The 21455-nt window shown below is 68.3% G+C and carries 15 protein-coding genes and 5 pseudogenes; 14 read left to right on the top strand and 6 right to left on the bottom strand.

What is annotated here, in order from left to right; genetic code table 11:
• The first annotated feature begins 328 nt into the window (after positions 1 to 328).
• On the top strand, positions 329 to 1882 hold the full coding sequence (locus ACFWDI_RS37380; protein ID WP_385311139.1) for an oxidoreductase: 1554 nt from the start codon (positions 329 to 331) through the stop codon (positions 1880 to 1882).
• On the opposite strand, the pseudogene ACFWDI_RS37375 reads toward ACFWDI_RS37380, so the two are convergent.
• Both ACFWDI_RS37375 and ACFWDI_RS37370 read right to left on the bottom strand, forming a co-directional pair.
• Positions 1879 to 2706 (bottom strand): annotated as a pseudogene (locus ACFWDI_RS37375) (IS5 family transposase). The gene ACFWDI_RS37380 and the pseudogene ACFWDI_RS37375 sit on opposite strands and share 4 nt — an antisense overlap.
• A 596-nt stretch (positions 2707 to 3302) precedes the next feature.
• Positions 3303 to 4535 carry a hypothetical protein gene (locus tag ACFWDI_RS37370; protein WP_385311137.1) on the bottom strand — a complete coding sequence of 411 codons (1233 nt, stop codon included), beginning with the start codon at positions 4533 to 4535 and terminating at the stop codon, positions 3303 to 3305.
• A 604-nt stretch (positions 4536 to 5139) separates the two neighbouring features.
• Between ACFWDI_RS37370 and rho the strand changes: the two genes are divergently transcribed.
• From rho to ACFWDI_RS37350, 4 genes and pseudogenes are all read left to right on the top strand, one after another.
• Positions 5140 to 6279, top strand: a complete 1140-nt coding sequence (gene rho / locus ACFWDI_RS37365) for a transcription termination factor Rho (RefSeq protein WP_385311135.1) — start codon at positions 5140 to 5142, stop codon at positions 6277 to 6279.
• 167 nt (positions 6280 to 6446) lie between these two features.
• Positions 6447 to 6683 (top strand): annotated as a pseudogene (locus ACFWDI_RS37360) (aspartate aminotransferase family protein); the annotation flags it as partial.
• A 101-nt stretch (positions 6684 to 6784) separates the two neighbouring features.
• Positions 6785 to 7417, top strand: a complete 633-nt coding sequence (locus tag ACFWDI_RS37355; RefSeq protein ID WP_385311133.1) for an AAA family ATPase — start codon at positions 6785 to 6787, stop codon at positions 7415 to 7417.
• A 332-nt stretch (positions 7418 to 7749) separates the two neighbouring features.
• Positions 7750 to 7899, top strand: coding sequence for a hypothetical protein (locus ACFWDI_RS37350; RefSeq protein WP_385311141.1), 150 nt, complete (start codon positions 7750 to 7752; stop codon positions 7897 to 7899).
• A gap of 252 nt (positions 7900 to 8151) precedes the next feature.
• Here the strand turns inward: ACFWDI_RS37350 and ACFWDI_RS37345 are convergent, their stop codons facing one another.
• A complete protein-coding gene (locus ACFWDI_RS37345) occupies positions 8152 to 8622 on the bottom strand; it encodes a hypothetical protein (protein WP_385311131.1) in 471 nt (156 codons plus the stop codon).
• 48 nt (positions 8623 to 8670) lie between these two features.
• Between ACFWDI_RS37345 and ACFWDI_RS37340 the strand changes: the two are divergent.
• Positions 8671 to 9010, top strand: a pseudogene (locus ACFWDI_RS37340) (transposase); the annotation flags it as partial.
• Positions 9011 to 9708: 698 nt separating this feature from the next.
• On the opposite strand, the gene ACFWDI_RS37335 reads toward ACFWDI_RS37340, so the two are convergent.
• On the bottom strand, positions 9709 to 9900 hold the full coding sequence (locus tag ACFWDI_RS37335) for a DUF6381 family protein (protein ID WP_385311129.1): 192 nt from the start codon (positions 9898 to 9900) through the stop codon (positions 9709 to 9711).
• A 796-nt stretch (positions 9901 to 10696) separates the two neighbouring features.
• Between ACFWDI_RS37335 and ACFWDI_RS37330 the strand changes: the two genes are divergently transcribed.
• Positions 10697 to 11050 carry a serine/threonine protein kinase gene (locus ACFWDI_RS37330; RefSeq protein WP_385311128.1) on the top strand — a complete coding sequence of 118 codons (354 nt, stop codon included), beginning with the start codon at positions 10697 to 10699 and terminating at the stop codon, positions 11048 to 11050.
• A gap of 184 nt (positions 11051 to 11234) precedes the next feature.
• Here the strand turns inward: ACFWDI_RS37330 and tnpA are convergent, their stop codons facing one another.
• On the bottom strand, positions 11235 to 11651 hold the full coding sequence (gene tnpA / locus ACFWDI_RS37325) for an IS200/IS605 family transposase (RefSeq protein ID WP_385311126.1): 417 nt from the start codon (positions 11649 to 11651) through the stop codon (positions 11235 to 11237).
• Between the two features lie 26 nt (positions 11652 to 11677).
• Between tnpA and ACFWDI_RS37320 the strand changes: the two genes are divergently transcribed.
• The 6 genes and pseudogenes from ACFWDI_RS37320 (at position 11678) to ACFWDI_RS37295 (ending at position 20055) form a co-directional block, all read left to right on the top strand.
• A complete protein-coding gene (locus tag ACFWDI_RS37320) occupies positions 11678 to 12901 on the top strand; it encodes an RNA-guided endonuclease InsQ/TnpB family protein (protein ID WP_385311124.1) in 1224 nt (407 codons plus the stop codon).
• A gap of 613 nt (positions 12902 to 13514) precedes the next feature.
• A pseudogene (locus tag ACFWDI_RS37315) lies at positions 13515 to 14744 on the top strand (IS701 family transposase).
• Positions 14745 to 15019: 275 nt separating this feature from the next.
• Entirely contained in the window at positions 15020 to 16201 is a 1182-nt protein-coding gene (locus ACFWDI_RS37310) for an FAD-dependent monooxygenase (protein ID WP_385311122.1), read from the top strand.
• The gene (locus ACFWDI_RS37305) at positions 16201 to 17739 is read left to right on the top strand and encodes a hypothetical protein (RefSeq protein ID WP_385311120.1); all 1539 of its coding nucleotides are present in this window, start codon (positions 16201 to 16203) and stop codon (positions 17737 to 17739) included. The genes ACFWDI_RS37310 and ACFWDI_RS37305 overlap by 1 nt, the downstream gene beginning before the upstream one ends.
• 862 nt (positions 17740 to 18601) lie before the next feature.
• Positions 18602 to 18712 (top strand): annotated as a pseudogene (locus ACFWDI_RS37300) (hypothetical protein); the annotation flags it as partial.
• 332 nt (positions 18713 to 19044) lie between these two features.
• Complete coding sequence (locus tag ACFWDI_RS37295) at positions 19045 to 20055, top strand: transposase (RefSeq protein ID WP_385311118.1); 1011 nt, start codon at positions 19045 to 19047, stop codon at positions 20053 to 20055.
• Positions 20056 to 20087: 32 nt separating this feature from the next.
• Here ACFWDI_RS37295 and ACFWDI_RS37290 read toward each other — a convergent pair whose 3' ends face one another.
• Entirely contained in the window at positions 20088 to 20378 is a 291-nt protein-coding gene (locus tag ACFWDI_RS37290; RefSeq protein WP_385311116.1) for a hypothetical protein, read from the bottom strand.
• A 268-nt stretch (positions 20379 to 20646) separates the two neighbouring features.
• Between ACFWDI_RS37290 and ACFWDI_RS37285 the strand changes: the two genes are divergently transcribed.
• Positions 20647 to 21246, top strand: coding sequence for a DinB family protein (locus ACFWDI_RS37285; RefSeq protein WP_385311114.1), 600 nt, complete (start codon positions 20647 to 20649; stop codon positions 21244 to 21246).
• The last annotated feature ends 209 nt before the right edge of the window (positions 21247 to 21455 follow it).

The following is a 21455-nucleotide window of genomic DNA, read 5'->3' as shown; positions in this document are numbered from 1 at the left end:
GGCGGGGGAGTGGCGCCCCCGCCGCAACCGGAATCACCCACCCGCGTCTTTTCATGACAGTCCGCCACGTGCTCGCCGGGGTGACCTGCCTGGCCGCGGTCGCCTGCAGAGCATGTTCATGTTGCGGCACCTGTGGGCCCAGGACGGTGTCATGGCTCGGCATCCGGCGCTGCATCCGCGTCTTCTTCACCGCGTTCACTGCCATTGCACCGTCCGGCCGCACCGATCAAGGCACCGCTGCCTAAGAACTCCCAACAGAATGGGCCGCCCTCCGATCCGTGTGCGGTGGGGCAAGGCGAGCGCGAAGGAAGATCACTACTCTGCATGAGTGCTCTCATACGACGAGTTGACTTCACCAGAGCGTGAGCTGTGGGACGCGTTCCCCGATGGACGCCGCGCGGACCTGCGCACCGGTGTGCCCGAGGACGACCGTGTCGCCGAGGGTGGGCGGTGGGGCCCCGGACGGACGGTTCGGGCCGCCGTGATCGTGGCGCTCCTCCTGGGCGCGAACACCGCGCAGCCAGGCGTCGTCGCGTGCCTGAGGCTCGCCGGGGCGCGGATATCCGGGCACATCAACCTGGCCGGCGCGCAGGTCGCTCACGCCCTCTGGCTCGAGGACTGCTGGTTCGAGGAGGGCGTGGACCTCTCTGGTGCGTCGACCCAGTCGATTGCGATCGTTGGCAGCCGAGTGCCGGGCGTGGAAGCCGGCTTGATCCGTATCGAGGGGCGCCTCGACCTGCGGCGCTCTCGCCTGGAAAGCGGCTCTGCCTCGCCCTTCCACCGCAGGGTCACCGCCTTGTCGCTCATCAACGCCCACGTGAGCGGCGCCGTGAACCTCAGTGGCGCCGAGATCACCGCACCCGAGGAATGGGCGGTGTCCGCCGGCGGACTGGTCGCGGAGGGCGGCGTCTACTGCGTGGACGGATTCGTCGCGCACGGTGAAGTCCGTCTCATGGGGGCACAGTTGCCAGGCGGACTGCACATGCGGGGCGCACTACTGGAACGCCCCGGCCAGCGTGGGGTGGCGCTGACCCTGGACAACGCCGTGGCCTCGACGCTCGACTTCTCCGACGGGTTCCTCGCGAACGGGACCGTACGGCTGCGGGGTGCTCGGATCTCGGACAACCTGACCTTTGAAGGAGCCGTCCTGAACGGGCCGCCCGACGGCCACGGCCCGTCATTGGTCGCCCTGCTGATGCAGGCCGTCGACTTCGACTTCACCCTCGCCCGGCCACCGTCCGGCACCGTGGACCTGCGGGGCGGGCAGGTGTCCTACCTCCACGACAGTGAGCACAGCTGGCCGGACGTGGTGGAGCTGGACGGCTTTGTCTACGGCTCCATCAAGGTGGACGCGGCAGGCGAGCGGCGGGCAGTGGGGCGGCGGGACTCCGTGGCCCGTCGCGTGGCGTGGATACGACGCGGCCCGGGCTACAATCCCCAGCCCTATGAGCAGTTGGCGAGCTGGTATCGGAAGGCCGGCCACGACGACGACGCCCGCCGCGTACTCCTGGCCAAACAGCGCCATCGGCGTCAAACTCTGCTCCCGGCCGCGCGCGTGTGGGGGCACCTGCTCGACGTGACCGTTGGCTATGGCTACCGCCCCTGGCTGGCCGGCGTCTGGCTCCTCGCGCTGACCTTGCTGGGCACGCTGTCCTTCGGTACTCACTCCCCCACCCCGGTCAAGCAAGGCGAAGGCGCCCCGTTCCAGCCCCTCGTCTACGCACTCGACCTCTTGATCCCCATCGGTGGTCTGGGCCAGCGCGCGGCCTGGTACTGGTCGAACGACAGCCTCCAGTGGCTGGCTTACCTGCTGATCGCCTTCGGCTGGGTGCTGACGACCGCGGTCATCGCGGGTGTCACCCGCACCCTGCAGAAGAGTTAGCGGTCGACAGCTGAGTTCAGGCGTCGCCAGCAGAGCAGTGTGCACCCGAGGGTGAGGAGGGCCTCGTGAATGTCGTCGCGTATCTCCCAGCGGATCCGCAGGCGGCGGAACCAGGCAGGTGGGCGAACGCCCGCTCGACGACCCAGCGTTGGGTGCCAAGTCCGGAGCCGTGCTCGGTGCCCCGGCGGGCGATCACCGGCTTCACGCCGAGATCCCGGACCAGGCGGCGGTACTTGTCGTGGTCGTAGCAGAGGTCGCCCAGCACCACGGTGGGGCGGCGGCGGGGCCGACCGCGCTTGTCCCGTACTGGCGGGATCGCCTCCAGCAGTGGGATCAGCTGGGTGACATCGTTGCGGTTGCCGCCTCAGGTTGGCGGCCAGAGGGATGCCGGTGGGGTCGGTGATCAAGTGGTGTTTGCAGCCCGTCCTGCCCCGATCGACGGGGCTTCGTCCGCTCTTGGAGCCCCCTTTAACGCCCGGATGTGGGAGCGGTCGACGGCCGCCCGGGAGAAGTCCAGGGCGTCCACACTGCGCAGCTCGACCAGGAGGACCTCGTGCAGCCGCGGCCACACACCGGCCTCAGTCCACTCAGCCAGCCGGCGCCGGCAGGTGATGCCTGAGCCGAAGCCGAGTTCCTGCGGCAGATGTTCCCAGGCGATCCCGGTGTGCAGCACGAACAGGATGCCCTGGAACACCAGCCGGTCCCTTGCACGGAGCGGGCGTGCGTCCTGCGTACCTGATCGGGCGGCGCCTCGAGCGCGTGTATGGGCCGTGGCACCTGCACGGTGCGGTGGCTCCGTCCGGCCCACTGGATGAGTGGCTGATCGACAGCAAGGCAGTCTCTTCCCGTGTCACGACTGGGTCGGACTGGTGCCTGATCGTCGAGATGGCGGCCCCCAAGTACGAGGGGTATGACATGGCGGAGTGCGGCCGAGTTGAGGTGGCGCCGATCAAAGGTGAGACACCGTTCGCGGATCACCTCGGCGAGAGAATTCTTGCCGTCCATGAACAAGGGGCCGGCCATGGGGCTTCTCGCGCTGGAGATTACGTTCGACTCCGGCGTTGTTCGGTGCGAGAGCTGGCCCGGATACCTCCGCCTCTCCACCAGGTGTTCCTCCAGCGAGGGTGACGAAATCCAGTTGATCGCCCCGAAGCCACGGCCAGGACCCGAGCGTCGTTGTCGAGGCCGACCGCGACGTTGGCCGGCGTATCGCCGATCAGCAGCACATGGCCAGCCGAGATGGACGTGCCCATGCCCTGGCTCGTCCGACACAGTGCACAACTGCGTGAGCGGTCGGTGCGGGACCACGAGGTCTTCGAGCCGGAACCGGGCCAAGTCTGCCCCCAGGGAACCTCCGTACGCGTCGCCAATCGACCTCGGTACAGAGATCGGTCAGTCGGTGGGGTTGCTGCTGACTGCTTCACTCGACCGGACTGGGACGAGCCCGGCGGCGTTGCCAGCGCCGCCGCAGGGCTAGCGACCACGGCGCAGCGCCGAGTACGACCAGTACCGTCAGCAGCGGCAGCCGCCACCAGGAGGAGATACTCGCCGGGGGTGGCGACGGCGTTTCCGCCACCCAGGGCCGTGCGCTCTTCGACCAGGCGAGGAACGCGTCACCGATCGGGAGCAGGCCGAAGGCGTACCGCTTGGTCCAAGGGGTGTCGACCGGTAGGCCGGCCAACTCGCTGTAGCTGGACATTGCTCCGGCGAGCGGGGCGTCGCCGTGCACTTGGGCCGCGCCGATGGTGACCACGCTGGCCGACAGACTCACACCGAGTGGCAGCGGGCCGGAGTCGACGTCGGCCGGACCATCCACGCCCTTGGGATACTCCCGCACGGCTGGCCCGAGGCCGAGCGGCGAGACGACGTACAGGTCGCGGAAGCGCAGGTACTGCTCACCGGCGAAGCCCGGATCGACGTCGAGCAGAAAACGCTGAATCAAGCTTTGTGAAGTGCCCCTGGCCACCTCGACCGGGTCGCCAGTGCTGGGGTCGGCACGATGCGGGAGCAGTCCGGTCCTCGGATCAAGCCGCTGGCGTACTCCTTCAAGCCATCGCTTGACAGTCCCTGCGAACCGGGTGGGCAGCAGCGCGTCGTGCAGCCGCAACGACGCGATCGCCACGGTCGAGTCGACCGGCCACGCCTGCCCAGGATACGCCGCCAGGTACGGCGACGCCGAGGCGCCGAACGCCGCGCCGAGCGCGGCGGAATCCGCGGCGAAGCGGTGCAGCTCGGCCGGATCGCGCTGCCCGGCAGGCTGCAGGCTCAGCAAGCCGCCGCGCAGCCAGTTGCTCCAGCCGCAGAAGAAGACACCGTACGACGGGACGAGGTCCGGGCTGAACGGGGCGCGGCCGGACGGCGAATCCAACCGATCCAACGCCCACCGTGCCTCCCGCAGCGCCGCTGACCGATCGCCGACCGGTTGGCGCATCCCAATCTCGACCCAGCCCAGGCCGTACAGCGCGTGCAGAAAGAAGTACCCCTCAGGGAACTGACGTTGCGCCTCGTCACCGGCCCCGCCGTCCAGTGCGGCGCGTATGAACGCCAGCTGCCGCTGAACCCCGGCCGGCTCACCCTTCGTACCCGCGGTGGCGGGCGCGACCAATCGCACCACGCCAACCAGCGCGCAGACGCTGACCACAACGGCAGTCATCAGCCGCGACCACCTCATCAACTGACGGGCTGGTGATGACGGTTCGGACATCCGTTGATCTTAACCCGGAGTGCCGCGGGGCCCGAGCGAACGGTCGAGAAGGGACATGCGCTCTTCGTGGGAGGTGACGCGAGTCGTCCCGTCGGTCCGTCGTCGGCGGGGCGTCGCGAAGGCGCTTCCAGTGAAGCGGACGCCACTTCCCCTGTGCGTCCCGGCACCCCGTCTTGGTGCCGAACCCAGGACGCGGACAGGCCGGACCTGCAGCCGTCCAAGGCCGATTGACGGCGACCACAGCTGGGACAGACCTGCCCGGTCGTGCCAGAGCCACCAAGCCCTGGTCACTGGGGTGAACGGGCTCCGCAACACGGCCGCTAGCATTCCCTTGCGCTGAGTGGTACCTTGCCAAGAGCACGTGTGTACGCCTTCACATCGGCGCCAGTGCTTGTTTCCTTCATTTCGCTGTTACGCCCGTCCATTCATGACCGGCAGTCCAGCTCTCAGCACCAGATCTTCCTCTCGGCCCTCGGCCCTTTGCCCGCCGCACGATGCGTAACTCTGCAGCATCCCCCGGGCCTTCCTTCATCATGTCCGCGAAAGGACCCGCGTGACCAGCACTCTCGAAACCCCCTCTGTCCCGCAACAACTACCTGTTCAGGCCGTCGGCGTCCTCGACATCACCAGCAACGGGCAGGGCTTCCTCCGCACCCAAGGAGTTCTGCCGAGCACGGGCGACGTGCAGGTGTCATCCGCCCAGATCCGCCAGCACGGCCTGCGGAAGGGCGATGCCATCGAAGGTCGCGTCGGCCGGCCGCGCTCCCTCGCCCAGGTGGAGCTGGTCAACGGCCGCCCACCGAAGGAGCTCTGCGGCCGTCCGCACTTCGGCGACCTCACCCCGCTCCACCCCAGGCAACGCCTGCATCTCGAACACGGAGCGGGGAGCCTGACAACACGGCTCGTAGACCTGGTCGCGCCCGTCGGCAAGGGGCAGCGCGGGCTCATTGTCGCGCCGCCCAAGACCGGCAAGACGGTACTTCTGCAGCAACTGGCCGCCGCCGTGTCCGCCAACCATCCTGAATGCCATCTCATGGTGGTGTTGCTCGACGAACGCCCTGAAGAGGTCACCGACATGCGCCGTTCGGTACGAGGTGAAGTACTCGCCTCGACCTTCGACCGCTCTGCCAAGGAACACATCGCCCTTGCTGAACTCGCGGTGGAGCGAGCGAAGCGGCTTGTGGAGCAGGGCCAGGACGTCGTCATTCTGCTGGATTCCCTCACCCGTCTGTGCCGGGCGCACAACAACGCGGCGGCTTCGGGCGGCCGAACCCTCACCGGCGGCGTGGACGCCGCGGCCGTACAGGGTCCCAAGCGTCTCTTTGGAGCCGCCCGCCTCGCCGAGGAAGGAGGCTCGCTGACCATCCTCGCCACGGCCCTGGTCGACACCGGATCCCGCGCTGACGATTACTTCTTCGAAGAGCTGAAGAGCACGGGCAACATGGAGCTCCGACTGGACCGCGCGCTGGCGGACAGACGGATCTTTCCGGCAGTGGCCATCACCCCCTCCGGCACTCGGCGCGAAGAACTCCTACGTTCTCCTGCGGAGTTGGCAGCGCTGCGTGGGCTGCGCCGCGCTCTTCACTCGCGGGACGGGCAGCCGGCCCTGGAGACCCTGCTCGACAGGATCCGGCATACGCCGAACAATGCCACGTTCCTGCGGCAGATCCACCACACAGTTCCCGCGGTCTGAGGGCCGAGCACGACACAAGCGCCGGCGGCACTGTCACTGAGGCTGCGTGCGAGAGCAGCCGTGGCCACACGATCCCCGGCCGCCCGGCCTACGGGTTGCCAATGCCTGGCAGCGAGCGAAGAGGGGCCGCACCCGCGTCAACCTTGCCGCCGTAAACCTCATGAGCCGTCGACGCCCTCTCCGGCAGTCCGGACTCCAGCATCACCAAGGTGCTGCCTGCCCTCGGCATCGGCCGCAACCGGCTGCGGCAGGTACCCGTACTCTGCGGTGATCGCGAAGACGTCGACGTGGCCGCGCTCGATGCCGCGCTGGCAGAGCTGGATGGCCGGCCGGCGATTGTCGTGGCGAACGCGGGCATCGTGAACACGGTCGACTTCGACGACCTGCCGGCGATCGCGGCACTGATCGTGCGGTCGGCTCGGTGCCCGCCAGTGGGAGCGGGTAGCGGCTCGCCGAGGATTGAGTAATTCTCTTACGAATTATGCCTGAGTGTTACGATTCGCGAGTGCTGTTGAGCTGTGCGTTCGTGAATCTCAAGCCGGGAGTCGGCAAAACGACGAGCGCGATCTGGCTGGCCCACGCGCTCCATGAGTCGGGCATGTCTCCCCTCTTCGTTGACGGGGATCCGGCTGGCTCCGCCCTGCGCTGGAGCGATCTGGCCGACGGATTCCCGTTCCCGGTGGTCGCCCTGCCAGTCGGTGATGTACACCGCCGGGTCGACGATTTCCTCGGTGACCGGCGGGCGGTCGTCTTCGACGCTCCGCAGCTGGAGGACCATGCACGTATTGCCCGCAGCATCATGCGCCACGCGAACGAGTGGATCATCCCCGTGACGCCGGCGCCCATCGAGCTCGACCGGATAGCGCCTATTCGGACGGAGATGGACGACGTGGAGTCCCTGCGTGTCGAGCCGGCACGCACCGCGGTACTGCTCAACCGCACCAATCGCCATGAGCCCACTCGTACCGGTCCGGATGCCGACGCACGCGAGGTGCTCACCGAGCGCGGCTACGACGTATTGGGGACGCAGATCCCCCGGCTCGATCTGTACGCCCAGTCATTCGGCATGCAAGTCAAGGTCAAAGGGTCGGCCTATATGGACCTCGCGGAGGAACTCATGAAGCGGCACACGGCGTGAGCCGACGCAAGGACAGCTACCGTGCAGCCCTGCACCGGAATCCAGAACCGCGGAGCATGACCAAGGTCGCCGTGCTCCGGAACCGGTACGTTCAGGTGACTATCGAGTTGGCCCCGGAGGTGCACCATGAACTCGCCTCTTGGGCTGGCCCTCCCATGGCCATCCTCGGCGTGGCCGGAGCAACTGTCTCGCACACCTGGCGCATGCTGACCGCCTGCATGCCCGATTCGGGGAACTCCTCGGCCTGACGAGTTCGTCCCGACGTCGCTGCGAATGCCGGTGCCAATCCGGCTGGGGCCAACCATGCCGCCACTGCGGACGTCCCCGAGGACATCGAGTGGGCCGACGCCGTGCTGTTCGGTTCCGCGACCCGCTTCGGCAACATCTCCTCCCAGCTCAAGCAGTCCATCGACACCTCGGCGGGCTCTGGGCGCAGGGCAAGCAGGCCTACAAGGTCTACAGCGGGTTCACCTCCTCTGTGACCCTCCACGCCCGGCCAGGAGACCACGCTGCAGACGCTCTGTACCAGCTCCACCACTTGGGCGGCATCGTGGTCGCCCTCGGCTTCACCGGCCTGGTTGAGTTCGCGCACGGCAGCCCCTACGGCACTTCGCACGTGGACGCACAGGGCACGAACCCGGTGGACGACACCACCCGCGCCGCCGCCCGTCACCAGGCCGAGCGCATGGTGAAGCGCGGCGCCGCCCTCCTGTCGCCGCGGCACAACCAACGCTTCACCCCCGCACCACACTGGCGCGTGGTGTGCATGGCGGACGTCGACCCGCACGGTCCCGGGCATGCCGTCTCTCCTGCGCAACCGCTTGACCAGGTGTGAGGGACGAAGCCACGGGCCCCCGCGGGGTTCCTACTCCTGGGGCATGCGCAGCGCGTTCGTCCAGAGCCGGGTGAGGGTTTCCACCAATGTATCGAAGCACGGGCTGGTCGGCGGCGAAGGTCACGTATGCCATACGGCTCACCATGGCGCTGAGCGCACGAGCGGTGACTGTCGGGTCGAGGGCCGGACCGGCTAGGCCAGCCTTCTGGAGACGGGTGATGGCTGCGGCACTGCGGTCTATGAACGCCTGCGAGCGCTGCAGCCGTAGTTGCAGGAATCGTCGGTCTACGGCGGCGGCTTGCTCCATGGCGGCCATCAGTGCGGCGTTGCGGCGGTAGGCCTCCAGGTAGGCGCGGTTTGCGTCCTCCACCCCGCGACCCAGGTCTTTGCGGGTACCGTCGCTGACTGCCGCGTTCAGCTGTTCGTCCTGCACACCGGGATCGCCTGGGAACACCTGCCGCAGGAACTCGGCCTCGGGTCGGGCATGACCTGCCTTGCTGGCGCCGCCTGGCCGAATGGAGCGAGGCCCGGGGTGTGGCCCCGGCTGCACGAGGTCCTCCTCACCCGGACTCCGCGCCGCGAACGCGTTGGTCTCCGGGGCGGCGGTCGACGGCTCCCACGTCCGGGCGTTAAGGGGGGAAGCCAAGAACGGACGAAGCCCAGTCGACCGGGGCAGCAAGCATCACCTGATCACCGACGCCACCGGCATCCCGCTCGCGGGCACCCTGACCGGCGGCAACCGCAACGACGTCACCCAGCGGATGGATCACCTCGGTGCCGAAGGCATCGCAGGCCATGTGGAGTTCTTCAACAAGAACGCCCTGCCGCCGTCCACCCGCGATCGCGGTCCGACGCTCGACGCACGCGACCGCAGGTTGTCACCGCTTCGCGGCTGGATCATGGTCGCCGCGACCGCCTTGACCGAGGACGAGGTACTCAGCGACTGGATCGACGAAGGCTTCGCCGTCAGCCTGCCGGTCAAGTAGAGGTCGGAACCGCATACGCCCCCGGGCCGACAGTGCAGGACGCAGCCGTGGAAATGGTGGCCCTCGGGTCGGTGCCCGACTCGGCGGACTGAGCGTCGAGCATGTCGAGGTGGGTGTCAGGATCTCTGCGGCGGGCCGGGCGAGGTACATGCCACTCTTTGTCGCCAGTCAGTCACGCTCCTGCCCAGCCAGCACTGACACCCTCGGCGGAGCCAGGGATCTGCCCCTGTCCGAGGCTGCTCAGGTGCTGGATGCCGCAATGCGGGGCCATCGCATCCGGGGTCGCCAGCCAACCATCGCGGTCGCCTCCGCCTCGGTGGCCTGCCTGCTCCCACCGATGATGTCGACACGACTGCCAATCCCGTCCACCGCGCACGCGTCAGTGAACGCAGGCTGACGGGGCCGCCCCCGTCGGCCGGGTGTGTGGGCCTTTCCGGCCAGGCGAGCGAGGTAACGTGGAGTAACGGCTGTTACTCCTGGGGGTAGATATCCCCAGCGGCCATGGCGCTCTCCTGCTCGCTCTGCGCGAACAGTTTGCGCGCCCTGTCCAGGAGGCGCTGACGCTCCTCCGGGTCGGTCGCCCGCTCCGCCTCCTTTTTCAGGGCATCGGCCTCCTGTCGCAGTTGACGGACGTGGCTCCCGGATTCGCCGGTACCGCTCATGACCACTCCTCGGACGTTCGGGATGAGGGCTGGCCCCCTCAGGGAATCAGCGCCCTTGCGTTTCTGCATCCCGAACGGTCTTGGGCAGGAATCCTTGGCATCTTTCATGCCGGGTTGATGTTCAGGCGGGGCTGACGCGGCCCCGCCACGATCCGGATTCCTCGCCGCGCCGTTCGATGAACTCCTTGAAACGCCGCAGCGGGCACATCCAGGTACAACCGGCCGGTCCGCGGCCTGCCCGAGGTCGAACTTCTCCGGCAGGCTGTGCCGGCACAACAGCTTCGCCTTTGGGCTGGGGCGGACGAAGATCCGGCCCCAAATCGCGTACGCGTTGAACACCCGCGGTCAGTCCCGCCGTACAGCTGAGAAAGGCGAGAGACCGGCGCGCAGCAAGGGATGACAGTGACCGAAGGGCAAGCCACCACGCAGGAGTTGATCGCCATACGCTACTGGCCGCAGGAGGTCGTACACCGTGAGGAAGGCCGCACCGCCTGGCACGGTCAGGACGTCCGGTTCGGACGGCCGGTTTCCTTGATGGAGGCGCGGCCAGTTCAGGCCACCGGTGCACGCCGCACCGCCGCTCGGATTCTGCGCGAGTCCGAAGCCATGGAGCTGACCTGCCCCGGCCGGGCGGCCACTGTCTTCGACGTTCTGGAGGAGAACGGCGCTGTGTGGACGGTCATGGATCGGATTGAGGGCGCTCCCCTCAGCGACCTCCTGTGGCGAGGCCCGGTCAACTACGTCCGCGCTGCCCGCATAGGCCTGGAGATCCTCGACGTTCTCGCGGCGGCCCATCGTGAAGGCGTCCGGCGACCCTCGCACGCTGGCGATCACCTACAGCGAGCAGCTCGGACCGGACCCCGTCGCAGTCTGGCGGGCACTGGAGCCGTCCCTGAAGCGGGTGTCCGTCGACTACGAGCGGCTGGGCGACATCCGCGCCGCCGACTACCGTGGCCTCGACGCGGCGGACATGGAGTGGTTCTCCGAGGACACCGGTGTCCGCGAGCGCACGCTCGGCCGCGGTTTCCTCATCGGCTCCGGCCGTGGCTTCTCCTTACGCTGGACGACCCCGGCCGACAACTGGAACGACGCCGCCAACCGGCGCGCGCTGGACGTCTTCCTGCGCTCCTTCCGGAGCTCCGCCGACTGACCGTGCTCCGATGGCCCCGGAGCCGCAACTGCCGACCCGTCGCACGAGCCATCCCGCCCGCAGCCAGTTGTCCGCTAGAGCGCGGGCTGCTCCGTCGCTTCGAACGTGGCTACCGGGACAATCGCAGTGCACCGGGCTTCGGCCTGGTGGTGAAGCGATTCTGAACGCTGCTCTGACCGGCGGGCTAGAGCGGACGATCCTGCTGCTCGATGTACTGACGGACGATTGACAGTGGAGCCCCGCCCACCGACCCGGCGAAGTATGAGCCGGACCACAGACGCTGAGCCCGCCAGTAGTGCCGGAGCAGTTCCGGGTACTCCTGGCGGAGCCTGCGCGAGCTGACGCCCTTGAGGGAGTTGACCAGCTTGGACAGGGCCACCTTCGGCGGGAAGTTGACCAGCAGATGCACGTGGTTGTTCTCGCCGTTGAACTCCACCAGCTCGCACTCGAAGTCCTCGCACACGGCCCGCATGATCTCCTCCATGCGCGTCAGGTGCACGTCTTTGAAGACCTTGTGCCGGTACTTCGTCACGAAAACCAAGTATGCGTGGAGGACGAATGCACAGTGCCGACCAGTACGAATGTTCTGATACTCAGCCATAAACCAACTGTAGTACGGTAATCGGCATGCAGTTGAGGTACAGCTTCCGCCTGTATCCGAACGGTCCTCAGCGCGCCGCGCTGGCCCGGGCGTTCGGGTGCGCCCGCGTCGTCTTCAACGACGCGTTGCGTGCCCGCAAGGATGCCCACGAGCAGGGCAGGCCGTACCCGAGGACCGGCGAACTGTCCAAGCAGGTCATCACCGAGGCGAAGAAGACCGAGGCCCGTGCCTGGCTCGGTGAGGTCTCCGCCGTGGTGCTGCAACAATCTCTGCGGGACCTGGACACCGCGTACGCCAACTTCTTCGCGTCGATAAAAGGCACCCGCAAGGGGCCGAAGATCGCAGAGCCTCGGTTCAAGTCACGCAAGGACAACCGGCACTCGATCCGCTTCACCGCGAACGCCCGGTGGAAGATCACCCCCGGCGGGGACCTGACGTTGCCGAGGATCGGCGATGTGCGGGTGAAGTGGTCCCGCGTTCTGCCCTCGGTCCCGTCCACGGTGACCGTGGTCAAGGACGCAGCCGGCAGGTACTTCGCGTCCTTCGTCGTCGAGACCGCTCCCGAAACGCTGCCCGACGTGGAACCCGTCGTCGGCATCGACCTCGGTCTTGGACACTTCGCGGTCCTCTCCGACGGCACGAAGATCGACGCCCCGCGCTTCCTGCGCCGGGCGGAGAAGAAGCTCAAGCGGGAACAGCGACGCCTGTCCCGCAAGGCCAAGAGCGGCAACAACCGGGACAAGGCCCGCGTCAAGGTCGCCCGCGCTCACGCACGGGTGGCCGACGCACGGCGCGAATTCCACCATCAGCTCTCCACACGGATCATTCGCGAGAACCAAGCGATTGCTGTGGAGGACCTGGCGGTGAAGGGACTCGCCCGTACGCGCCTGGCCAAGTCCGTGCACGACGCGGGATGGTCCGCGTTCGTCGCAATGATGGAGTACAAGGCCGCGAAGTTCGGCCGCAGCTTCCACCGCATCGGACGGTTCGAGCCGACCTCTCAGGCCTGTTCGGCGTGCGGCGTCAAGGACGGCCCCAAACCCCTCCATATCCGCGTCTGGGAGTGCGGGGCCTGCAGAACCGTCCTCGACCGGGACATCAACGCGGCGGTCAACGTCGCCAAGGCCGCCGGACTGGCGGTGTCAGCCCGTGGAGCGCAGGTAAGACCGGGACTCGTCCCGGCACCGTGCGTTGAAGCAGGAACCCACCGAGACGGTCAGACGACCGTGGTAGGAATCCCCGCCCTTTAGGGCGGGGAGCGGAAGTCAACAGCCCTGGTGGGCCCACAACCAGGCCCCCCTGCGCAGATATCGCCCGAAAGACCAGAAGCAACCCCTCGGCCTGGGCCCGGACCACCAACTCCTCGATCAGCTGGTCATCCACGGCCTTCACCGACTGCGGCTCAGCCACCTCGACGGTCCCGGGTTCAGGTCGGATGCTCGGAACCAAGCTGCCCGCCGGTGAGAACCGGCGGGCCGCCTCAGGTCACTGCCGAGATTGAATCAGGGACCCTGGATTCGGATCAGGGAGCCTGGACAGATGGCCTGGCCCCATTACTTGGTCAGTTCGTCAGCCGGGGAACCCTGGCGAGGTGTAGGCGCCGGTCCACTTACCGCACGCGTAGGCTTTGCCGCCCTTGTAGCTGCAGGCACGGAAGTTGAGTTCTGTGTTCTCGGGGAAGTCCCGGACGAACGCCAAGGACCGCCTTAGTCGGCGGACGTCCCTTCACGATGCCGGGATTCCGCGGGGAGGTCATTAGCGCTGAGTTCACAGCCCTGTTCGCGATCAGTCCACTCCTACTCGGGGTTGTGGAGGGCTTGGTGCCGGTGGTTCTTGGCCGTGGTGCCGTAGGCGATGCGGTAGGTGTGGCTGAAGTCGGCGGCGCGGGGAAGGCCCCACCGCGCGCGGGCAGATCAGCGTCGGTGGGGCGGGGTGTATCTGCGGGGGTCTGCTACTGGATGGGCTGCGGAAATCGGTGGAGCCGATGGCTGCCCGGCTGGGTGAGGACGGTAACGGTCAGGCCTTGGCGCACTTCATCACCACCAGTACGTGGGATCCGGCGCATGTGCGGGCCCGACTCGCGTGGAAGATGGCCCCCGGCGATCAACCCAACCGCGCTGATCAATGACACGGGCTTCCTCAAGGACGGCGACGCGTCGGCCTGTGTGTCGCGTCGGTGCACCGGCACCGCCGGCAAGGTGACCAACTGCCAGGCGGGCGTGTCCTTGCTCCTGGCCTCGGACACTTCCTCGGCGGCGATCGACTGGCGCTTGTTCCTCCCCAAGTGCTGGGATCGGGCCTCGCCGCAGGCCGATCTGCCAGGGCGGCCCGCCGCGAACGGTGCGGCATCCCGCCGGATGTGGCCCATGTCGAGAAGTGGCAACTGGCCCTGGACATGATCGACGAGACCCGGTCCTGGGACGTCGATGTCCCCCTCGCCGTGGCCGACGGCGGATACGGAGACACCGCAGCCTTCCGGCTCGGCCTGGAGACAGGCGGGCTGCACTACGTGGTGGGCAGCTCGACCACACTCACGCCCCACCCGCACGATGCACGGCCGCACTTCCCGCCCCACAGCGGCCGCGGGCACCCGCCCCAACCTGCATACCCCGAGGCGCCCAAGAGCGTGAAGGATCTGGTCATCGCCACTGGGAAGCAGGCGGCCCGGCCCGTGCAGTGGCGGGAGGGCTCCCGCCGGGGCACCGGCCGCAGCGGGTTCAAGCGCATGTACTCGCGGTTCGTGGCGCTGCGGATCCGGCCCGCTGGACGCGAGATCCGCAAGGCCACCTGCGGCCGGAACTGCCCGCGTGCTGGCTGCTGGCCGAGTGGCCCGCCACCGAGCCGGAGCCGGTGCAGTTCTGGCTCTCCAACCTGCCCGACGACACCCCGCCGGCCACACTCATCCGGCCGGCCAAGCTCCGCTGGCGGATCGAGCACGACTAACGCGAGGTGAAACAGGCCCTGGGTCTGGCCCACTTCGAGGGCCGCGCCTGGAGCGGCTGGCACCACCACGTCACCCTTGTCTCCGCCGCCCATGCCTTCTGCACACTCCAGCGACTGGCCCGGACCCCAAAAGAAACGGCGTCGGCCTGACCCTCTACCAGGTCGTCCGCGAGATGCAGTTACTCCTCGCCGTCTGGACCGGCGCCTGCCCCACCTGTCACCGCGACGTACCCACGGCGATACCCACCTGATCCAAGCCTTACCAGGGCTGGCCGGTCCGCCCCTCGGCACGTTGACAGGCGTCTGTCGACATGCTGCTATGAGGCGCTGCTCAGCCGGACCTGCGCCGCGTCGCATGCCGCTCGGGCACCGGATCGACGGCGACTTGACCGGGGGCGGCGCCCCCGAACCCAGAGCGAGGACCCATGCCACAGCGCGCCGCGACCATCGTCGGCGGCGGGATAGGCGGCCTCGCGGCGGCCGTCGCCCTGCACCGCCGGGGCTGGCGCGTCGAGGTGCTGGAACGGGCCCCGGAGTTCACTGAGATCGGCGCCGGCATCTCCCTGTGGCCGAACGCGCTGCACGCGCTCGAAGTGCTCGGCCTGGCCGGCGCCGTCCGGGCACTCGGCGCCGTCGAGGCCACAGGCGGCGTACGCGACCGCCAGGGCCGCTGGCTGTCCCGTACGGACAACGCGGAGCTGGCGCGCCGCTTCGGCCATCCCTTGGTGGTCCTGCACCGCGCGGACCTGTTGCGGGCGCTCACCGAGGCGCTGCCCGCTGACAGCCTGCGGTCGGGCAGCGAGGCGTCCGCGGTACGCGACGACGGCCACTGCCTGGTCGTCGATCACCATGGGGGCGAGTCCCGGCCCGACCTCGTGGTCGGCGCCGACGGGCTGCGCAGTGCGGTCCGCCGCGCCCTGTGGCCCGACGCGGCCGGCCCCCGGTACGCCGGTTACACCGCCTGGCGCATGGTCACCGAGCCCCTCGCCGAGCCGCCCTCCGAGGGCGCAGCGACCTGGGGCCGCGGGGCGAGGCTCGGCTACACGGCGCTGCCGGGCGGGCGGATGTACTGCTTCGCGACCGCGTCGCTGCCGGCGGGAGCGGCCTCCGGCTCGTCCGAGTACGCCGAACTGCTGCGCCGGTTCGGGTCCTGGCCGGATCCCATCCCCGCCCTCCTGGCCGCCGTCCCCGCGGACGCGGTGCTGAGACACGACCTGTACGACCTGCCGCCGCTGCCCTCCTTCGTCCGCGGCCGGGTCGCGCTGCTGGGCGACGCGGCCCATGCCATGACCCCTAATCTGGGCCAGGGCGCGTGCCAGGCGCTGGAGGACGCGGTCACCCTCGCCCACTGCCTCGACGGCCCCCCGGACGTGGCCGCCGCGCTCCGCTCGTACGACCTGCTGCGCCGCCCGCGGACCCAGGCCATCACGCGCCGCTCCGCCCGGCTCGGCGCAGTCGGCCAGCTGTCGTGGCCGCCCGCGGTGCTGCTGCGCGACACGGCCGCCCGGCTGACGCCGACGCGGGCGACACTGCGTTCCATGACGTCGGTGCTCGGCTGGACCGCGGCCGGTGACCGGGCGACCGCGACGGAGAGCGAGAGGCACTGATGCCGGACTGGACGTATCACCCGCTGCGCGGCTCGGCCGCCGCCGTGTTGGGCCGGCGCCGTTCGCAGCGGACGGCACTGAGGCTGTTGGCCTCGATCGGCTCCCGTCCCGTCGGCGCGCGGCTGATCGCTCGGTCGTTCGGCCACCGTCGTCCGCCAGAGCGGCTTGCCGGCGAGATCGCCGGTGTGCCCGTGACCGTCCGCCTCGGCATATCCGTCCCGCCCTCGCTCGCGCGCGAAGCGCTACGCGCCATGCCCCCGCTCGGGGCTGGTGTCGTCGAGGTGGCTCCCGTCTCGGCGGCCGACGCGGAGACCGTACGCGAGGCCGCCGCCGGCCGCTCGATCCCGCTGGTGGTCCGCGCTTGCGACCCGGAGGCCGAGGCCGCCCTCAAGCCCCATGTCGACGGGTTCACTGGCGGCGACGACCCGCACATAGTCCACATGTCCGACCCGTCGGTCACCGCCGCGGCCGCCGCGCTCGAGGAGCCGGGCGCCGTCGTGCTCGCCCGGCCCGGGGTGCTCGTCGCGGCCGGACCCGGCTGGTTCGCCCGGGTCGCCGAGGCAGTCACGCCCACCGAGCCCGCTCCGGTGCTACGGGACGTCGGCCGCGATCCGCGCCGCTGGCCCGCCTGGTGGTGGGCGCTGCTCGTCGGGCTCGGTATGACGGGCGCCGGACTCGGCGCCGCGGCGATCACGCTCGGGCCGGTGCTGCTCTGGTACGACCGCGACTACCTCGGCATGACGCTGCAGGACATGCATGCCGCCAATCACCACCTCGTGCACTTCCTCCAGCACGATCGGATCACCATGGCCGGCACGATGGTGGCGATCGGCACCCTCTACACCGGTCTCGCCGTGGGCGGGATCAGACGCGGCTGGACCTGGGCCCGCGATGTCTATCTGCTCTCGGGGGCCATCGGCTTCCCCACCTTGTTCTACTTCCTGGCCACCGGATTCGTGGAGCCCCTGCACACGGCTACCACCATCGTGCTGTTCCCGATGTTCGTGGCCGCGGTCCGTCGGACCCCGCACGCACCGCGGTGGCGCCTGGCGCCCGAGGGGCCGGAGCCGGAGCGCCGACGGGCGCTGGTCGGCCAGCTGCTGCTGATCCTCACGGGAGCGGGGCTGTTCGTCGGCGGAGCGGTGATCTCGGTGGTCGGTCTGACCGGTGTCTTCGTGCCGACCGACCTGGCCTTCCTGGGCACCAGCGCGCAGACGCTGGAAGCCGTGAGCCCTCGGCTTGTGCCGTTCGTCGCCCACGACCGCGCGGGGTTCGGAGGCGCCCTGATGGCCGCCGCGGTGGCGATCGTCCTGCTCAGCGCGTGGGGCTGGCGGCGGGGTGAAGCTTGGGTGTTCTGGACCCTGGCCGCGGCGGCGGCCGCCGGCTTCCTGCCGGCCGTCGTAGTGCACGGCGCGATCCACTACACGGACTTCATCCACCTCGCGCCGGTCTACTTCGGCATCGCCATGACCGGCACCAGCCTGCTGCTCGCGCGTCCATACCTCTGCGCCAAGGCGTCGGCGAGGCCGAAAGACTGACGGGCCGCCCCGGCGAGCGCTCCACCACGAGCGCATGGACGACTCGGACGCCCCCGATCCACCGGACTGGCAGCTGCACGCGGTTGGCCTTCTGGCCCCGGCGAAGGCTCGATCGTCGGCGAGAGCGGGCGGGCGGCGTCGTACATCCGCCGCGAAGTCCTCCAGACGACACCGGACTTCATCCAACTCCCCAGGTGTCACAAACCGCTCAACGACATAGCCCCTCAACCGGACACGCCACCGACAAATGAACCTGACCAAGCCCTACTATGGTCCCGCTCTCCGAACCTACCGATACTCGCCAAGGTCACCGGCAAGGCCGAGTTCTACTTGCCTCGGAACCGACACCGTGCATACCGCCACCAGCGCCGACGGCATCATCGGCACGTCCGCGCGTCGTCGATCGCCAACTGGCTGCCGGCCTGCACCCGCCACGACTCCGACGCCGACTCGCCGGACGTCAGCTGATCGAACCGACGCACCGTGTCCAGCAGGGTCAGCAGACCACGTAGGGGTGCCGCTCGTCTTCCTCGTCCACCCTCAGAGCGTAGGAGCGAGCAGCAGGAGAGGGCGACGGAATTTTCCGGCACTCCGTGTCTGAAGAAACAGGTGCATCTCACAGCCTTGAGCCGCTTGCCTGGCTGCGTCCATGAGAACGGGCTCTGGTCCACTTGTTGTGGTCGCGTACGCAGCGTGACTGTCGATCTTCTCGGTTTGGTGTCTGAGATAGCCCGAAAATCGCCCGACTGGTGGGCGGTGTGGCCGACAGTGCTGCGCCGTGGACGAAGTACGGCGCCAGCTCAAAGAGTTGCTGCTCTCCTCGGTGGAGGGCGTGTCTGTGAAGTCGGTCGATGTGACCGACATGGTTGTCCGGGTCGAGGCCCTGAGTACTGCCCGGCAAGCGGCCTGCCCAGGCTGCGGGTGCTGGGCGAGGCGAATACACGGCTCCTACCTGCGGTTTCCCCGCGACCTGCCAGCGGCAGGCAAGTTCGTCGTGGTGGCGTTAAGGGTGCGTCGGTTCATCTGCGCGGAGGACTCCTGTCCACGCAAGACCTTCGCTGAGCAGGTGCCGGGGCTCACCCGCCGGTTCGGCCGGCGGACGGAACGACTGCGATCGGCACTCGTCTCGGTCGGTCTCGCGCTCGCGGGCCGGGCCGGGTCCCGCATGGCAGACGTTCTCGGGGCGCCGGTCAGCCGGAACACCCTGCTGAGGCTGATCACTTCACTCCCGGATCCACCCACCGCCACACCCCGCGTGGTCGGCGTGGACGAATACGCCCAGCGCAGGGGCGGGTCTACGGAACTGTGCTCATCGACGTCGAAACACGTCGTCCGATCGACCTCCTGCCGGACCGGGAGGCGGACACCCTTGCCGCCTGGCTCGCCCAGCGGCCCGACATCGAGATCGTCTGCCGCGACCGCGCTCCCTTCTTCGCCGAGGGCGCGACCCGTGGCGCCCCGCAAGCCATACAGATCGCGGACCGATGGCACCTATGGAACAACCTGGGCGAAGCCACCGAGAAGTGCGTCTACCAGCACCGCGGTTGCCTGCGTCCCACGCCAGCACCGCCTGGTGAACCGCCAGAGGAGACGAAGCTGGCCGCGTCATCACCCTGGCCGACTGGCCACCGGTTCGCCGAACGCACCCGTGCCAAGCACGCCACCATCCACGCGCTGCTGGACGCCGGCCACAGCAAGCGGTCCGTCGCCCGGCAGCTCGGCATGACGCTCAACACGATCCTGCGCTTCTCCCGGGCCACCACCCCGGAGGAGCTGTTCACCGGCCAGTGGCAAAGCCGGGCGACCAGACTCGATACCTACAAGCCCTACCTCGACCAACGCTGGCAGGAAGGCTGCACCAACGCATGGAAACTGTGGGAAGAGATCAGAGAGCAGGGCTACCCAGACGGCTACGGCAACGTCCGCAACTACGTGAGCAGGACCCTGCGTGGCAAGCCCCAGCCGGACGCGCTGGCCGAGAGCGACCGGGTCCGGCTCAAGGCTGTGCTGGCCAACTGCTCCGAACTGGACGTCCTCGCAAAGCACGTACGGACCTTCGCCCACATGGTCACCAACCTGCAAGGCGACCAACTACCAGACTGGATCGAATCAGCCAGAGCTACTACTGACCTGCCCAGTCTCAGCCGATTCGCCCAGCACCTCGAACGCGACCTCGATGCCGTCGTCGGTGGCCTCTCCCTGCCGTGGAACTCCGGTGTCGTCGAAGGCCATGTCAACCGAATCAAGATGCTCAAGCGCCAAATGTTCGACCGCGCAGGCTTCGAACTCCTCCGCAAACGGGTCCTATTCGCGTGATGTCGGCCGCGGTCAGGACCAAGGGCGCGAGATCAGTCACCAACGAACCAGACGTATCGGTGGGAGCCTTCCTCCGCGGTCCGGCACAAGGCTCGCACCGCGTCAACCCAGGGGCCACCTCGCGCTGCAGGCAGACGGTCCAACTCCTCAAGCAGCATGAGGATTTGCCAGGCGTTGAAAACGGTATCCGCGAACGGGCAGACACCGGCGAGCATCGGAAACTGCGACCGCTCGATTTCTGCGAGCGACTCGTCCCAGGCGACGCCATGCTCGGACCCAGCCACAACGGTCCCGGACTCGCGACGAACCTGCAGGTTGATCATCGCGTCAAACTATCGCCCGGACAGCCCACAGCCCATCCAATTTGACCGAAGCTGAGTTCAGCAGGGTCCATTGCACGCCCCGATCAACGAACCGTCACATTCAGTGACCACCCACAACAAGTGGACCAGAGCCTGACTCTTGATGTCACTCCCGCCCGGATAGAGCCGAGGTTGGCAAGGCGCCTTGAGCGTTGCGAGGCAAAGCCCCTGCAGCACCGCCCCGCTGCCCGAGGCTCGGCTGTCAGTGCCGGGTGGAAGACTGCCCGGCATGATCGAACCAAACCCGAAGGCGGACCTTCTCCGCTATCTGCAAGACGCTCGTGAGGCCCTGTTGTGGAAGCTGGATGGGCTCTCGGAATACGACGTCCGCCGTCCTCTGACGCCCAGCGGCACCAACCTGTTGGGGTTGGTCAAGCACATTGCTGGCGTGGAGCTGGGGTACTTCGGCGACACGTTCGGGCGGCCGTTCTTCGATGAGGAGCCACCGCCCTGGTGGTATACGGAGGACGCCAAACCCAACGCTGACATGTGGGCCACTGCGGACGAGTCACGCGAAGAGATCGTCGGGCTGTACCACCAGGCGTGGGAAAATTCGAACAACACATTTGCGATGCTGTCGCTTGACACGATCGGTCACGTCCCCTGGTGGCCGGAGGACCGACGAGAGACGACACTGCACCACGTCCTGGTGCGCGTGATCGCCGATACCAATCGGCATGCTGGCCACGCCGATATCGTGCGAGAGCTCATCGACGGGACGGTCGGAATGTTGAAGGGCAACGACAACATGCCACCGGGTGATCAGGCATGGTGGGAGACCCACCGGCGCCGACTGGAGCGCGTGGCGCGAGAAGCGGGTAGCGACTGATCCCGCCCTGCTGCGGCCGGCCACTCCAGCTTTTGGGTGGGCTGGTTGCCGGGCGGCCCCATCCCGTGTGGCGCCTTCGCCTGGCTTCGGCCCGTTCGGCCTGGGCTTTGGTGTGGGCGAGGCGATAGGACTCGGTGCCAGTCTGGATGATGGCGCCGCCATGCCGCGAGGGCGGCGCAGACACCACCGCGGATGAACGGCGGCAGGTG

The organism is Streptomyces sp. NPDC060064 (assembly GCF_042736455.1).
In the GTDB taxonomy this organism is placed as follows: domain Bacteria; phylum Actinomycetota; class Actinomycetes; order Streptomycetales; family Streptomycetaceae; genus Streptomyces.
This window is presented reverse-complemented; position numbering and strand designations above follow the sequence as displayed.